10 protein-coding genes, 2 tRNA genes and 3 rRNA genes are annotated in these 16,204 nt (G+C 40.5%); 1 reads left to right on the forward strand and 14 read right to left on the reverse strand.

The window, feature by feature from the left end; genetic code table 11:
• Positions 1-271 precede the first annotated feature (271 nt).
• The 9 genes from SDEL_RS08480 to SDEL_RS08520 form a co-directional block, all read right to left on the reverse strand.
• Complete coding sequence (locus tag SDEL_RS08480) at positions 272-514, reverse strand: ComEA family DNA-binding protein (protein WP_012857443.1); 243 nt, start codon at positions 512-514, stop codon at positions 272-274.
• 302 nt (positions 515-816) lie between these two features.
• Positions 817-932 (reverse strand): 5S ribosomal RNA (rrf, locus tag SDEL_RS08485).
• Between the two features lie 135 nt (positions 933-1,067).
• Positions 1,068-3,980: ribosomal RNA gene (locus SDEL_RS08490) — 23S ribosomal RNA — on the reverse strand.
• A gap of 301 nt (positions 3,981-4,281) precedes the next feature.
• Positions 4,282-4,357: transfer RNA gene (locus tag SDEL_RS08495), tRNA-Ala, on the reverse strand.
• A 1-nt stretch (position 4,358) separates the two neighbouring features.
• A tRNA-Ile gene (locus SDEL_RS08500) sits at positions 4,359-4,435 on the reverse strand.
• 89 nt (positions 4,436-4,524) lie between these two features.
• A 16S ribosomal RNA gene (locus SDEL_RS08505) occupies positions 4,525-6,033 on the reverse strand.
• Together the 16S, 23S and 5S rRNA genes with 2 tRNA genes alongside form the textbook arrangement of a ribosomal RNA operon.
• A 335-nt stretch (positions 6,034-6,368) precedes the next feature.
• Positions 6,369-7,028, reverse strand: coding sequence for a pilus assembly FimT family protein (locus SDEL_RS08510; RefSeq protein WP_041666360.1), 660 nt, complete (start codon positions 7,026-7,028; stop codon positions 6,369-6,371).
• A 17-nt stretch (positions 7,029-7,045) separates the two neighbouring features.
• On the reverse strand, positions 7,046-8,182 hold the full coding sequence (locus SDEL_RS08515; protein WP_223295815.1) for a hypothetical protein: 1,137 nt from the start codon (positions 8,180-8,182) through the stop codon (positions 7,046-7,048).
• Between the two features lie 54 nt (positions 8,183-8,236).
• On the reverse strand, positions 8,237-8,806 hold the full coding sequence (locus tag SDEL_RS08520) for an aminodeoxychorismate/anthranilate synthase component II (protein ID WP_012857446.1): 570 nt from the start codon (positions 8,804-8,806) through the stop codon (positions 8,237-8,239).
• Positions 8,807-9,162: 356 nt separating this feature from the next.
• On the opposite strand from SDEL_RS08520, the gene SDEL_RS08525 reads away from it, so the two are divergent.
• Positions 9,163-10,818 (forward strand): ATP-binding protein, encoded by a 1,656-nt coding sequence (locus SDEL_RS08525; RefSeq protein WP_012857447.1) that lies wholly within the window; start codon positions 9,163-9,165, stop codon positions 10,816-10,818.
• Between the two features lie 5 nt (positions 10,819-10,823).
• Here the strand turns inward: SDEL_RS08525 and SDEL_RS08530 are convergent, their stop codons facing one another.
• The 5 genes from SDEL_RS08530 to trpB all read right to left on the reverse strand — a co-directional run bounded on the left by SDEL_RS08530 (position 10,824) and on the right by trpB (position 16,125).
• Positions 10,824-11,966: an MFS transporter gene (locus SDEL_RS08530; protein ID WP_012857448.1), complete on the reverse strand. Its 1,143-nt coding sequence runs from the start codon at positions 11,964-11,966 to the stop codon at positions 10,824-10,826.
• Positions 11,967-11,982: 16 nt separating this feature from the next.
• On the reverse strand, positions 11,983-12,432 hold the full coding sequence (locus SDEL_RS08535) for a phosphoribosyltransferase (RefSeq protein WP_012857449.1): 450 nt from the start codon (positions 12,430-12,432) through the stop codon (positions 11,983-11,985).
• 1 nt (position 12,433) lies between these two features.
• The gene (locus tag SDEL_RS08540; protein ID WP_012857450.1) at positions 12,434-13,723 is read right to left on the reverse strand and encodes an NCS2 family permease; all 1,290 of its coding nucleotides are present in this window, start codon (positions 13,721-13,723) and stop codon (positions 12,434-12,436) included.
• 21 nt (positions 13,724-13,744) lie between these two features.
• Positions 13,745-14,809 carry an aminofutalosine synthase MqnE gene (gene mqnE / locus SDEL_RS08545; protein WP_012857451.1) on the reverse strand — a complete coding sequence of 355 codons (1,065 nt, stop codon included), beginning with the start codon at positions 14,807-14,809 and terminating at the stop codon, positions 13,745-13,747.
• Positions 14,810-14,913: 104 nt separating this feature from the next.
• Positions 14,914-16,125: a tryptophan synthase subunit beta gene (gene trpB / locus SDEL_RS08550; RefSeq protein ID WP_012857452.1), complete on the reverse strand. Its 1,212-nt coding sequence runs from the start codon at positions 16,123-16,125 to the stop codon at positions 14,914-14,916.
• Between the last annotated feature and the right edge of the window lie 79 nt (positions 16,126-16,204).

The following is a 16,204-nucleotide window of genomic DNA, read 5'->3' on the forward strand; positions in this document are numbered from 1 at the left end:
TGAAGAGGTGATAATCTCTTACTTTTTTGCGTCCTGGCTTTGGTCGCTTATTTAGATTTCAAAGATTGAATTTAACATTGTTAAAATGGTAATGAACGTGAAGCAAATTCCCTACTTTGGGTACTTCTCTTTAACCCCGTTCTCTCAAACGAGGACGAAATTATATGGCAATACACCTTAAAAGAAGGTTAAAAGAATAAGAAGACTCTTACTCTTTTATCTAAGAGAATATAAAGCTCTTTATCTTTAAAAAATAGACTCTTTAAGCTTTTTATTTAACCTCAATATCACTTTTAATAGACTCTAATATTTTAGGACCAATTCCTTTTACATGAACTAATTCATCAATCGTGTTAAATTTACCTTTTTGCGTACGGTACTCTACAATAGCCTGAGCTTTTTTCTCACCAATCCCTCTTAAAGAACTTAACTCACTCAAAGATGCACTATTAATATCCACTTTTGCCCACAAAGAGGCTACCAAGAATAAAAAAAGCATAAAAAACTTTAACATTCACAATCCTTTTCATTCAAATATTTCAATTATACTAATACAAAATCTTTAAATATGTGTTAATTATAGAATCCATAAGATGCCAAAATTATAAAATAGGAATAGAGTTTAAAAAAGTAAATAAAAGCACCATTAAAAAAGGATTTGAGGGAGGATAAATAGATTAAAGAAGTGATAGCATTATTTTTGAAAGTGATAGCATTATTTTTGAATAAGAGAGATTGATATTTGAAATAATATTTAAAAAAACTGAATTAAAAGATTAGGGAGTTTATTTTTGAGTTAAATCATAAGGAGATACGAACTGGCAGCGACCTACGTTTCCATCCCAGTAAGGGAGAGTATTATCGGCGATGAAGAGCTTAGCTTCCTGGTTCGAAATGGGACAGGGCGTTTCCTCTTCTCTAGAGCCACCAGAATCGTGAATTAAATCTATTTAGCAGTATAGCGAAATAGGCTTAATTCACCATTCTTCAGGTGAGTTTAAAATTGTCTAGTCAACAAAGCGCTTTACACTTAATAAGGAAGTGAAATAGCATTATCATACGTAATAATATGTAAGCCAAACGACCTATTAGTACTGGTCAGCTAAAGGGCTCTCACCCATTACACACCCAGCCTATCAAACATGTAGTCTTCATGAGGTCTTCAGGGAAAGTTCATCTTGGAGTTGGCTTCCCGCTTAGATGCTTTCAGCGGTTATCACATCCGAACATAGCTACCGGGCGATGCTCTTGGCAGAACAACCCGTACACCAGTGGTTCGTTCAACCCGGTCCTCTCGTACTAGGGTTAACTCTCCTCAACTTTCCTACGCCCACGGCAGATAGGGACCGAACTGTCTCACGACGTTCTGAACCCAGCTCGCGTACCGCTTTAAATGGCGAACAGCCATACCCTTGGGACCTGCTCCAGCCCCAGGATGCGATGAGCCGACATCGAGGTGCCAAACCTCCCCGTCGATGTGAGCTCTTGGGGGAGATCAGCCTGTTATCCCCGGGGTACCTTTTATCCTTTGAGCGATGGCCCTTCCACACAGAACCACCGGATCACTATGACCGACTTTCGTCTCTGCTCGAGGTGTATCTCTCACAGTCAAGCTGGCTTGTACCATTATACTCTACGAACGATTTCCAACCGTTCTGAGCCAACCTTTGTAAGCCTCCGTTACTTTTTAGGAGGCGACCGCCCCAGTCAAACTACCCACCAGACATTGTCCTGAACATAGATAATATGTCCCAGTTAGCTATCAGAATAAAGAAGAGTGGTATCTCAACAATGGCTCAGGTGCAACTGGCGTCACACCCTCAAAGCCTCCCACCTATCCTGCACATCTTTATCCCAACAGCAGTGTCAAGCTATAGTAAAGGTCCACGGGGTCTTTCCGTCTTGCCGCGGGTAGGAGGAATTTTCACCTCCACTACAATTTCACTGGATTTCTGGTCGAGACAGCTCCCATCTCGTTACGCCATTCATGCAGGTCGATATTTAATCGACAAGGAATTTCGCTACCTTAGGACCGTTATAGTTACGGCCGCCGTTTACTGGGGCTTCGATCAATGGCTTCGCTTGCGCTAACCACATCAATTAACCTTCCAGCACCGGGCAGGCGTCACACCCTATACATCCTCTTACGAGTTAGCAGAGTGCTGTGTTTTTGGTAAACAGTCGGGAGGGACTCTTTGTTGCAACCTTTTCCGCTTTTGGAAGCAAGTTCCTATACAGAAGGAGGCACACCTTATACCGAAGATACGGTGCTATTTTGCAGAGTTCCTTAACCAGATTTCTTCCACGCGCCTTAGAATACTCATCTCACCCACCTGTGTCGGTTTACGGTACGAGCAATTACAGATATACTTAGAAACTTTTCTTGGCTCGATAGCATCAACGATTCACCATCCCCTCCGAAGAGCATCAAGTGCCTGTCAGATCTCGAATAAAGAAATACGGATTTGCCTGTATCTCAATCTACATCCTTCGAACAACTATTCCATCAGTTGCCTCGTTTAGCTTTAAGCGTCCTTCCATCGCGCTCTATAATTGGTGTTGGAATATTAACCAACTTTCCATCGTCTACCCCTTTCGGACTCGACTTAGGTCCCGACTAACCCTACGATGACGAACATCGCGTAGGAAACCTTGGGTTTTCGGCGAACGGGATTCTCACCCGTTTTATCGCTACTCATGCCTGCATACTCACTTCTAGCCGCTCCAGCGCTCCTTACCGGTACACCTTCAATGCTGACTAGAACGCTCTCCTACCACTCTATTAAAAATAGAATCTACAGCTTCGGTGGATAACTTTAGCCCCGTTATATTTTCCGCGCAGAATCGCTAGACCAGTGAGCTGTTACGCTTTCTTTAAAGGATGGCTGCTTCTAAGCCAACCTCCTGGTTGTTTAAGCAACTCCACATCGTTTTCCACTGAGTTATCACTTTGGGACCTTAGCTGGTAGTCTGGGTTGTTCCCCTCTTGACGACGCATTTTATCACCCGCCGCCTGACTGCCATGATTACATATACGGTATTCGGAGTTTGACAGGGTTTGGTACCTTGGTATAGGCCCTAGCCCAATCAGTGCTCTACCCCCGTATACTACAACATGACGCTATACCTAAATATATTTCGGAGAGAACCAGCTATCACGAAGTTTGATTGGCCTTTCACCCCTATCCACAAGTCATCCCAAGACTTTTCAACGTCAGCGAGTTCGGTCCTCCACTAGCTCTTACACCAGCTTCAACCTGCTCATGGATAGATCACTTCGCTTCGGGTCTGCAGCATCTGACTTATTCGCCCTATTAAGACTCGCTTTCGCTACGGCTCCGAGTTTTCTTAACCTCGCCAGATACCACAACTCGCAGGCTCATTATGCAAAAGGCAGTCCATCACCCTGATAAATCATAGGGCTCTGAATGATTGTAAGCAAATGGTTTCAGGTTCTATTTCACTCCCCTCACTGGGGTTCTTTTCACCTTTCCCTCACGGTACTGGTTCACTATCGGTCTGTAAGTAGTATTTAGGGTTGGGAGGTGGTCCTCCCGGCTTCAGACAGAATACCACGTGTTCCGCCCTACTCAGGATACTGCTAAGATGAATCTAGATTTCGTATATGGGACTATCACCCGCTATGGTTAACCTTTCCAAGTTACTCTACTACCTATCATCATTCTATAACGCAGTCCTACAACCCCTGTTGCAAGCAACAGGTTTGCCCTCTTCCAAGTTCGCTCGCCGCTACTATCGGAATCTCTATTTGATTTCTTCTCCTCTGGCTACTGAGATGTTTCACTTCGCCAGGTTCGCCCCCCGCAGGGTAACTGGTATCACTACCAGTTGGGTTGCCCCATTCGGATATTTGCGGATCAAAGCTTCTTGACAGCTCCCCGCAACTTTTCGCAGTCTAGTACGTCCTTCATCGCCTCTTACAGCCTAGGCATCCACCATTCGCTCTTAATAGCTTACCTATTTGTATTCTAATGCACATTTCACTCCCTTATTAAATGTAATGAAACATTAAACAAGTTGTAAATTGTTTTTTTTGCGTTTTGTTGACTTTGACAATAATAATTTAAATAACATCTTTATGTTCTTTCATCAAATGGCAAAGCCATCTTAAAGAACCAAACCTAAAGCACAACGCACATGCATCGTATCATAAGTTTTAGAACACAAACTTAGACTAAAAAAGTCTAATAACAACTCTTACATGTAAAAACTGTTATTAAACTTCTTAAGATCTTCTTGAACAATGTTTACCATAAAAAATGGTGGAGAATAGCGGGATCGAACCGCTGACCTCCTGCGTGCAAAGCAGGCGCTCTCCCAGCTGAGCTAATTCCCCATGGTGGGCTTAAGAGGACTCGAACCTCTGACCTTACCCTTATCAGGGGTACGCTCTAACCACCTGAGCTATAAGCCCCTCTTTCATTCAATCTCTCAAAACTAAATAAGCAACCAAGCCATTCTCGCCCGAGACACCATTGTGAGATAGTGTCTCTTATACTCTAGAAAGGAGGTGATCCAACCGCAGGTTCTCCTACGGTTACCTTGTTACGACTTCACCCCAGTCGCTGAACCCACCGTGGTCGGTAACTAGTTTAGTATTCCGGCTTCGGGTGAATTCAACTCCCATGGTGTGACGGGCGGTGAGTACAAGACCCGGGAACGTATTCACCGTAGCATATCTGATCTACGATTACTAGCGATTCCAGCTTCATGGAGTCGAGTTGCAGACTCCAATCCGAACTGAGACTAGGTTTTAAGATTTGCTCCACTTCGCAGTATCGCGTCTCTTTGTCCTAACCATTGTAGCACGTGTGTAGCCCTGGCCATAAGGGCCATGATGACTTGACGTCGTCCTCACCTTCCTCCTCCTTGCGAAGGCAGTCTGATTAGAGTGCTCAGCCAAACTGTTAGCAACTAATCACGAGGGTTGCGCTCGTTGCGGGACTTAACCCAACATCTCACGACACGAGCTGACGACAGCCGTGCAGCACCTGTCTCTAAGTTCTAGTAAACTAGCACTCCCGCATCTCTGCAGGATTCTTAGGATATCAAGGCCAGGTAAGGTTCTTCGTGTATCTTCGAATTAAACCACATGCTCCACCGCTTGTGCGGGTCCCCGTCTATTCCTTTGAGTTTTAATCTTGCGACCGTACTCCCCAGGCGGCACACTTAATCTGTTAAGTGCATTACTGCAATGACTAGCATCGCAACAACTAGTGTGCATCGTTTAGGGCGTGGACTACCAGGGTATCTAATCCTGTTTGCTCCCCACGCTTTCATGCCTCAGCGTCAATAATGTTCCAGTAGATCGCCTTCGCAATCGGTATTCCTGGTGATATCTACGGATTTTACCCCTACACCACCAATTCCATCTACCTCTCCCATATTCTAGTAAAACAGTTTCAAGAGCAGTTCAACGGTTGAGCCGTTGGATTTCACTCCTGACTTATATTACAGCCTACGCATCCTTTACGCCCAGTGATTCCGAGTAACGCTTGCACCCTCCGTATTACCGCGGCTGCTGGCACGGAGTTAGCCGGTGCTTATTCACAAGGTACCGTCATTATCTTCCCTTATAAAAGGAGTTTACACACCGAAATGCGTCATCCTCCACGCGGCGTTGCTGCATCAGAGTTTCCTCCATTGTGCAATATTCCCCACTGCTGCCTCCCGTAGGAGTCTGGACCGTGTCTCAGTTCCAGTGTGCCTGATCATCCTCTCAGACCAGGTATGCGTCATAGCCTTGGTAGGCCATTACCCCACCAACTAGCTGATACAATAAAGCCCCATCCTTTAGCAATAAATCTTTCCCAACTTACCTTATGATAAGAAGGAGTATGGGGTATTAGCAGTCGTTTCCAACTGTTGTCCCCCACTAAAGGGCAGGTTAGCTATATATTACTCACCCGTGCGCCACTAACAAAATAAGCAAGCTTATTTTATCCGTTCGACTTGCATGTGTTAAGCACGCCGCCAGCGTTCACTCTGAGCCAGGATCAAACTCTCCATTAAGTTTGTTCTTTTAGCAGACAGCAAAGCTGTCTTAAAGAACCAAATACTAAAGCACGAAGCAAAGCTTCTGTATCTTAAGTATCCTTCATAAATGAAGTGTTGATTATTATCTCTTTGTTTTTGAAGAGGTGATAATCTCTTACTTTTTTGCGTCCTGGCTTTGGTCGCTTATTTAGATTTCAAAGATTGAATTTAACATTGTTAAAATGGTAATGAACGTGAAGCAAATTCCCTACTTTGGGTACTTCTCTTTAACCCCGTTCTCTCAAACGAGGACGAAATTATATGGCAATACACCTTAAAAGAAGGTTAAAAGAATAAGAAGACTCTTCTGCTTATAAAATATGTGTATATCCTGTCTCTGGTTCTATGGCAATAATAACATTTGTGGTTCCATCTCTTAAAGTAATTGTGATAGGAGTTGTAACTACTCTATCAACAGAACTAGCTATTACTCCAGCATTTCCAGCATTTGTATCTCCTCTATACGGTCTGCCCAGTGGATCAAAGAGGATTCTATCTGCAGTCGAACCAGTACCACCCCCTGCAACTGCAATTTGCGTAACGCCATAAGTGGTTGTCAAATCTAATTTTTGATTCATAAATTCTTTTTTTTCATTATTAAAAAAAGAGGTTGTAGGGGTTCCGATAAGATATTGAATAGGATTTAAAGGGTCTTTTGCAACTTCAATAATACCGCCAACAGAAGCATTAGGATTACCATCACTATTAATATCAGACATAATGGCATACGATTGCACACCACCAGCCGTTGAAAAACGAATTTGCCAACGTTTTCGATACCATGTCGCATCATTGAGATCAAACTTATCATCCATCATTGCCAAATGTTGTGTGTATCGTATATGACTAACGAGTTGGTCGGCGGCTTCACGTAAAGGATTACGAGAAAAACTTGAAACAGCAACATACGCCATAATACCTACAACTACAATTACAAAAACAAGTTCTAACATCGTAAATGCTTTTTTCATCGCCGTATCCTCTTTCATCAAAGGGCATAAAGGTAGAACGTTTGTATCGTTTTACCATAATACTTAATAGATATTTCTTCGTATCCTTGAGCAATCTCTTTTTTGGTAGATACTTTATGCCTACCACCTTCTTTAACACCATAAAATGCCAAACGTATCGCCAATTTTTTATCGTTTAAAATAACCCTCTCTATCCCTTTATCTTTTAATGCTTGAGACAATTCCTTAGCACCATGATACTTAGCTGCAAAATGTTTAGAAGAATCTTCCATAAACAGATAAAGTGGTGTATGAAAAAAACTAACCATTGTATTGATAAAAAGCGTTACCATAACAAATCCAAAAAGTGCTGAATGCCATTTACGAAACGCTGGTAATCGTACCCGATAACTATTGAAAAACACTTTGACCATCAAAGGAATCGCTAAAACAACAAAGGGAGCAAAATCTTCCATCATTAATCGTTGCCTTAAAGAAAGCAGTAAAGAAACAATCAAGGAGAAAAAAGAGATGTACCATAAAAGATTCTTTTCTTCTTTTACCAAAATACGATACAGCGCATAAACGAAATAAATAAATAAAAACGGTGAAAAAATAGCAGCATAAACCCCTAATGTATCAACAAAATACCCTTTAGGTTTCCCGCCTGTATCAAACCCATACAGATACATTGATACACCAAATAAAAGTAAGGTCAAAAGAATCAGCTCTGTTTTACGTTTAAAAATAGCAAAAAAGAAGAGTGCAATATAAAAGATGGCAAAAGAGTTGTCTAAAAAAAGCGTTATTCCAAGAAGCCCATAAGAGACACTTTTATACTCTCTAAGATAAGCATACGTCACTAATAAACTCAAAAAGATAACAAGAATACTATTGTTCACCAGCAAAGCAACGCCATTGACCCCTGGTAAAAAAGCATAAATGCTTACAGAAAGAAGACGATCCAGTGGCTTTTTTAAAAACAAAGCACCAATCTGGTACATCAAAACAATAGAAGCTAAATGCAAGAGAATAAACGGTAAACGCAAAGCAAAGTCATTTTGCCCCAAAAAGTGTGTCGAGAATGTTACAAGATAATGAATAACATTGGTTCCATGAAAAAAGATTTCTGCTTCATCATAACTAATCGACAAAATTTGTGTTTCATATGCCAATAATAGGCTACTTAGAAGGAGTAAAAAGGTTAAATAAAGACGCTCTCTCATAGCTTATAGTTTTAAAAAATTATTTAAGATGGCATGTCCATGCTCACTTAAAATAGATTCAGGATGAAACTGTACCCCATAAATAGGCTTATCTTTAATTTGTAACGCCATAATTTCATGGTCATCCATACTGTACGCGGTTGGAACAATAACCTCAGGCAAACCCTCTTTTTCAACAATTAATGAGTGATAACGGGTGGTTGTAAATGTTTCAGGAAGCCCATCAAATAAACAACTATTGTGCAACTGTTTGGTTTGAGATGTTTTCCCGTGCATCATATTTTTTGCACGAACCACATTTCCACCAAAGGCTTGACCAATCGCTTGATGCCCCAAACAAATACCTAAAATAGGGATTTTCCCACCAAAATGTTTGATAACATCCAAACTCACCCCTGCTTCATTGGGTGTGGCGGGACCTGGAGAGATAATAATTTTTTCTGGATTTAACGCTTCAATCTCTTCAAGGCTTAATTCATCATTGCGAATCACTTTTAAATCTGCTCCCAACTCTAAGCAATACTGCACAATGTTGTAAGTGAAACTGTCATAATTATCGATCATTAAAATCATTTATTTTCCCATGGAAACAAGCTAGTTTTGGCAATCATAACACGCTTTTGCTTAAGAATTCACTACCAACTAAGAAGACGATACTATTAAAAATCAATTAAAGAAAATCGGGATATACTTCTTCAAGTACGTCTATTAAGGTTTAAAAAACAATGCAAAAATGGGGCACTTTTCTTACTTTTATCACACTCCTCATTTTTTCTTCATCCTGCTTAAGTCTCTGTGCCCAAGAATCTTTCCTACCCCAAACCCAAAGTTCTACACAGACACTTTCTCTCACTCTCCTTTTTTTTCTCTTCCTCATAGGTAGTAGCATCGGATTTTATCGTTTAAAAAGACAACTGCGGAAACGAAAATTGACTGAAAAAAAGCTCAAACGCTCCAATGAACGCCTACAAAAAATGATGGAAGAACTTAAGATTGCTATTAAAAAAACGGCAGATGCCCATCAAATCAAAAGCCAATTTCTTGCTAACATGAGCCATGAACTTAAAACACCCATGAATACGATTATTGGAATGGGCGAATTATTGGTTCATAAAAAATTACCTGAAAAAGAGCAGCGTTGTTTACATAAAATTGTCGAATCAGCCCATCACCTTATGGATATCATCAACGATATTCTTGATTTTTCAAAAATAGAAGCCAATGCCATTGAACTTAAAACTGTCTCGTTTGATCTTGAAAAACTTTTACTCTCTTTAAGTGAACTTTTTCGTATCCGTGCCCAACAAAAAGGGATTGAATTACTCATAGACCTTGATAAAGCGACCAATCATCCCTATAAAGGCGATCCCAAACGGCTTAAACAAGTCCTCTTTAACCTCCTTTCAAATGCGGTTAAATTTACACAAAAAGGGGAAATTCTTTTAAAAGTTTCGCTTATCGAAACCCAAGATGAGAATGAAATCGTTCACTTTGCCATTAAAGATACAGGGATTGGGATTGAGCCTAAACAAACCAAAGACCTTTTCAACGCCTTTTCACAAGCAGATATGTCCACAACCCGTCACTATGAAGGAGTGGGACTGGGGCTTTCTATCGCACAAGGGCTGGTCTTGATGATGGGTGGAGAAATCCAATATAAAAGCACACTAGGAGAAGGAAGCACCTTTTGGTTCGAAATTCCTCTGCAAAAAGATCAAACTGACACCATCGTAAAAACACCTGCACGTTTTTCTTCTCTCAATGTTTTAATCGTTGAACCCAATCATACTGCCCTTAAAATTTTCGAAACCATTCTAAATGATTTTGGGGTGACGTGCTTTACATGTAATCATGCAACAGATGCTTTAAAACAGTTAGAAAGTGGTCTGCAAATCCATGCTGTCATGCTAAGTTGTTCAAGTGACTCACTTGAGAACATCACACTGTTTCATACCATCAAACACCGATTTTGGAATAAAATCCCTACGATTTTAGTGATGAATCCCCATGAAAAAGAGCTTATTCTCTCAAAATTAGGGGCAAGTAAACCTTATAAGATTCTTTTAAAACCATTGACAGCTTCGATTTTGTTTGAAACCGTTGCAGAAGTGAGTCAAAACACATTTCAAGAGGTTTCACTTTCCAAAAGCAATCCAACAGCCCTTTATAAATTAGCCGCATTACCCAATATTCAAGATGAAAAACAACGTGAAAAAATAGCTTTTGATATCTTTGCCACAGAGGGCATTCACGCACATTATGCCATTGAGTCTTTAGGTGGCAATCACTCTTTCTATCGTGAATTATTGAAAATTTTTGTCAGCGAACAATCCTCTTTTTTAAAATCCTACCACGCCTTAGCTCGTGCAAATGACACCATCGCAACCAAACGAATGTGCCATACGCTTAAAGGCATCAGCGCAACACTGGGGATGGAAGAGCTCTGCACCCTCGCCCAATACGCTGAGTGTTTAGAACATCCTTTGCCTACGGATTCGACACTCCTAGAAGAGATTGAACAAAAAATTGCTCATTATACGCAGATGATTTGTACGCTCTATCCTTCTTTACATGTAAAGGGATAATTCAACTATACCCTCAGACGTTTTTTGAAAAAAAGAAGCAAAAAAAAGAGTATAAAGACGATACAAGAGAGCAAAATAATAAAACTGTTCCATCCCAAATACTCAAAAAAGACACCAGGGGCGAACGTCCCAATCGTCCCTCCTGAATAATAAAAGGAGAGGTATAAACCATTAGAAATGGCACGTTTCTCATGGGCATGTTTATTCATCCATCCAGACGCAACAGAGTGAATAATAAAAAATCCCGCACACACCACAAACATTCCTAAAAACATCACCGTATAATTTGAAATATAAAACAACTGTAAGCCAAAAAGATAAATGAGTAAACCTATTAAAATCGCCTTAGTTTCATTACCAAAAAGTTTAATGATCCACAATACACGAATAGAAATCATAAAACCTATCATGTATCCTGCGTACATCATGCCTACTTTACCATAACTGACATTGTTACTTAAGGTTTGTAGCTGAAACGGCAAAAAATTTAGCAGTGCTTGAAACACAAAAAAGACAAAAAACATAAGAAGAAAAAGAATTAAAAACGTCTGATTACGACAGACACTTAGAATCTCCATCAACTTTGGCTTGACAAAGTCCACTTTGACCTCTTCACTTAGATAATGCAAAGCAAAATAAACGGCAATTAACGCCACACCCAATAAAATAAAAAAAAGTCTCCAACCAAATACATCGCTGATAGCCCCTGAGAGCAATCGTCCTAAAAATCCACCTAAAATCGTCGAACCAATATAATATCCAATGGATTGTTGAACCCTATCTTTAGGCGCCATAAATCCTATATAGCTCATCAAAGAGGTTAAAATCGCAGGAATCAAAAGCCCTTGCAATGCTCGAATGGCAATCAAATACGCATAGTCATAACTAAGAGCAAACACTAACTCTAAAAGACCTAAAAGTAAAACCGCATTTCTTAAAAAGCGTTTTGAGGAGAAGGTTTCTAAAATATAACCATAAAAAATAGGCGCAAAGCCAAGAGGTAACATAATCGCAGTGGTAAACATCACCGCTTCAAAACGGCTTAGGCTAAACTCTTTTTCAAAAAGAGGTTGGATGGGTTGCGCCGCATACAAGGAGCACAGCGCCAACATTGTGCAAATATAGACAATCAGGCGCTGCTTTTTCACGAAAAATGCGTGAAAGTTATTTGTATTTATCAATCTGGAAATCCCAGAAAAACTCAATCCACTCTGTCGCTTCTCGTGCAGCAAAATCAGGACGTAAAAGTGCTTTTTCTTTATAAAAAACAGCCGCAACTTTCAAATCAACCTCAGGGTACTTTTCGCCCAACACACGTTTAATCTCAATCATCGTCTCGCCACTGTCAATAATATCATCCACAATCACAACCCGTTTAGCTTTACTAAGGTCTGGAATATTGAAAATATTAATCGTATCAAGCTTATGGGTCTCTTCATAATGAATGGAATTAATGGAGTACAAAGCTCTCATCTCCAACGCTTCTGAGAGAAAATGCCCTAGGGTCATTCCTCCACGAGCAACGGCTAGAATCACATCGGGGGCATACGGTTTGATTTCTTTGGCTAAATGATTTACATCTACTTTAAATTCTTCATAACTGTAATAACGCAACTTAATGTCCTTCCTGTACGATAAATACGATTAAACTTACAAATGTTAAAAATAAAATGCCAAAATTGACATCTTTAAACTCTTTTTTAATTAACTTAATCAGCACATATGAAATTAAGCCAAACGCTAAACCGTTAGTAATGGAAAACGTCAATGGCATCATCACAACAATTAAGAACGTAGAAACGGCAATGGCAGTATCTTTAAAATTGACATGAGAAAGCTCACTAAACATCAACACACCGACCATCACTAAAACGGGATAAATAGCATTTTCAGGAATCGCTTTAAACAGTGGCATCATAAAGAGTGTTAAAATAAAACAAAGACCTGTAACAACCGCTGTTAATCCTGTTCGTCCACCCTCTTCGACACCGCTCGCACTTTCAACGAATGCGGTTGTGGTTGAAACACCTACCACCGCACAGGCTGTACTTGCTAAGGCATCAATTTCAAGTGTTTTCTGAAGCTCTTTTCCATCATCTTTAAATAAACCCGCACGATATCCAACACCCGCAAGAGTTCCCAACGAGTCAAATAAATCCGTGATTAAGAAAGTAATAATGACAGGGAGCAATGAAAGTTTTAAAGCACCTACAATATCCAGTTCAAACGCAATGGGAGCAACAGAAGCAGGCAGTGAGAAAAATTCTGTTGGATACGCCCCAATCCCAAATGCCCAGCCCACAATCGAAGTTAAAAGTACGGCTAAGATAAAAGCACCTTTGAGTTTCCATGAATAAAAAGCAAAAACAAGCACCAAACCCACAACACCTAAAAGAACTGTTGGGTTTTTAAAGTTACCCACACCCACTAAAACCGCTGGATTTGCAACCACCATGCCCATACTTTTGAGCCCAATAAACGCAATAAACGTTCCAATACCCGCACTAATCGCTCGACGCAAATCGTGAGGCACACTACGCATAATCCATACACGAAGCGGTGTTAAAGAGAGCACTAAAAACAACAATCCTGAAAGAAAAACAACACCAAGAGCTGTTTGCCAAGGCACTTTCATGCCCAAAACAAGTCCAAATGTAAAGTATGCGTTAAGCCCCATACCCACGCTCATTGCAATAGGAGTATTTGCCCAAAGACCGTTTAAGATAGATGAAAAAATGGTGATTAACGCTGTTGCAGTAATCAACGCATCCATTGGCATGCCTGCTTTACTCATAATAATAGCATTGACAGGCACAATATACATCATGGTTAAAAATGTCGTAAAACCAGCTGTAAACTCCGTTTTAACATTGGTACCATGTTTTTCAAGTTTGAAAAAATCCAAGGTATATCCTTTTATTAAATATTAATACTGTTTCAATTCATTGTACAAGCTATCTCGCTCAACGGGGGTAAACCCACTGGTCTGAATCAGCTCTAAAATGTTCTGTAACCCAAGTCCTTTGGCACTCTTCGCACCTGCTGCGGACTGAATGGACTCCACTTCAATGGTGCCATCCAAATCATCCGCCCCATACTCCATTGCGACAAGGGCTAAATTAATCGTTGAAGTTGCCCAATACGCCTTAATATGCTCAATGTTATCGCACACTAAACGGCTAATCGCAAAGGTTTTTAAAATCTCACTGGAACTCAAAAAATCTTCTACATGTAAATAGTTATTATCACGCTGATACACCAGAGGAATAAAGGCATTAAACCCGCCTGTTTTATCTTGCAATTCACGCAAACGAATCATATGGTCAATGCGGTGTTCACGCTTTTCCACATGCCCAAATAGCATCGTAGCATTCGACTCTTTGCCTCGTTTGTGCCACAATTCATGAATATGCAACCACTCCTGTGAGCTCACTTTCCCTTTACAGATATAATCCCGCACCGCTTCATCAAAAATCTCCGCACCGCCACCAGGCAAGGAATCCACACCGTGTTCTATCATTTTATCAATGAGCTCATCAAAGCTAAGCCCATACTGTGTCGCTAAAAAGTTGATTTCGGCTGCGGTGAGTGCTTTTACATGTAACGAAGGAAAACGCTCTTTGATTTTGGAGAAAATTTCCAAATACCACGCTAAACCTGTATGAGGATTGTGTGCGGAAACAATGTGCACTTCCGTGATGGGGCTATGTTTTAGTGTGTTTTCAAGCGCACTTAAAATCTCATCATGGCTCATGGTATAAGGGTTGGGATTTTTTCGATTCGCCGAAAAGGCACAAAATTTGCAGATATCTTTGCAGATATTCGTAGGATTAATATGTCGATTAACATTAAAAAAGACTTTGTTGCCATGCAATGCTCTTCGCTTTTTGTTCGCATAATGTCCTAGCGTAAAAAGATCCAAATCATACAAGGCAATACCATCTTCAAGACTCAATCTTTCATTGTTTTCTAATTTTTCAATAAGTGTCATGATATGCTTTCAGAGAGAAATAAAGAAAGATTTTAGCCATTTTTTTATAAAGAGAGGTTAAAAGAGCGAAAAAATAAAAAGGAGCAAATTGCTCCTTTTTCTCTTTACATGTAATTCTCAGGAGGAAAATTCTCTACCACAAAATCAATATCTTTATCGCCTCTTCCGCTTAAGTTCACCAAAATAGACTCATAGGGTTTTTCTTTGGCAAGTTTCATGGCAAATGCGACAGCGTGCGCACTCTCAAGAGCTGGAATAATCCCCTCATAATGGCTTAAATCGTAAAACGCCTGAATGGTCTCTTTATCATCTGCTATGCCTACTTTGGTGCGTGAAATCGAATTAAGATAGGCGTGTTCTGGTCCAACAGAAGGATAATCCAATCCACTCGCAACCGAGTAAACTTCCGCAGGTTCACCTTGATCGTTTTTAAGCATAATGGAGTTAAAGCCATGCAAAATTCCCTCACTCCCATAGGTCAAACTAGCGGCATGTTCACCCAACTTCGTCCCTCGTCCACCTGGTTCTACCCCGTACATTTCACACGAATCATCGATAAATGCAGAAAAAAGTCCCATGGCATTACTGCCACCACCCACACACGCTACGAGATTATCAGGTAAATTTCCCGTCATCTCTAAAAATTGCTCTCTGGCCTCAATGCCCACAACACTTTGAAAATCTCTTACCATTTTAGGAAACGGATGAGGACCAACGACTGAGCCAATACAATAAATAGAATTTTCTGGGTCTTGTAAATACGCTACAAACGCTGAATCCACCGCTTCTTTCAGTGTCTTTGCTCCAAAGCTCACGGGGACTACTTTTGCGCCTAAAACACGCATACGCACGACATTGGGATGCTCTTTAGCGATGTCCACTTCACCCATGTGAATCTCACACTCCAACCCAAAGTACGCAGCAGCTGTTGCCAGTGCCACACCATGTTGCCCTGCTCCTGTTTCAGCAATGAGTTTTTTCTTGCCCAAATATTTGGCTAAGAGTGCTTCGCCCATACAATGGTTAAGTTTATGCGCTCCTGTGTGATTTAAATCCTCACGTTTGAGATAAATTCTAGCCCCACCCACATACTCACTCAAACGCTTCGCATAATACACAGGCGTAGGTCTGCCTTGGTAATGCTTACGAATGTCACGAAGTTCCCTGATAAAATTGTGCGAATTGCCAATGGTCAAATACGCCTCTTCAATCTTTTTAAACTGCTCCACCAATTCTGGAGGCAAATAAGCCCCTCCAAATTTTCCAAAGTAACCCTGTGCATCAGGAAACGCTCTTAAATAAGGCTTTTGAGTCATGTTTATCCTTTTTACATGTAAAGATTTTTTGCCTATAAATTGAGCATTCTCAAAGGGAAGGCAAAAGCACTTTTGGTGT

Origin of the sequence: Sulfurospirillum deleyianum DSM 6946 (assembly GCF_000024885.1) — a bacterium.
Classification (GTDB): domain Bacteria; phylum Campylobacterota; class Campylobacteria; order Campylobacterales; family Sulfurospirillaceae; genus Sulfurospirillum; species Sulfurospirillum deleyianum.

Bases quoted from the DNA above. Each gene is read 5' to 3' on its own strand.
- SDEL_RS08480 (WP_012857443.1), bottom strand. From the start codon at position 514: ATGTTAAAGTTTTTTATGCTTTTTTTATTCTTGGTAGCCTCTTTGTGG.
- SDEL_RS08510 (WP_041666360.1), bottom strand. From the start codon at position 7,028: ATGAAAAAAGCATTTACGATGTTAGAACTTGTTTTTGTAATTGTAGTT.
- SDEL_RS08520 (WP_012857446.1), bottom strand. From the start codon at position 8,806: ATGATTTTAATGATCGATAATTATGACAGTTTCACTTACAACATTGTG.
- mqnE (WP_012857451.1), bottom strand. From the start codon at position 14,809: ATGACACTTATTGAAAAATTAGAAAACAATGAAAGATTGAGTCTTGAA.
- trpB (WP_012857452.1), bottom strand. From the start codon at position 16,125: ATGACTCAAAAGCCTTATTTAAGAGCGTTTCCTGATGCACAGGGTTAC.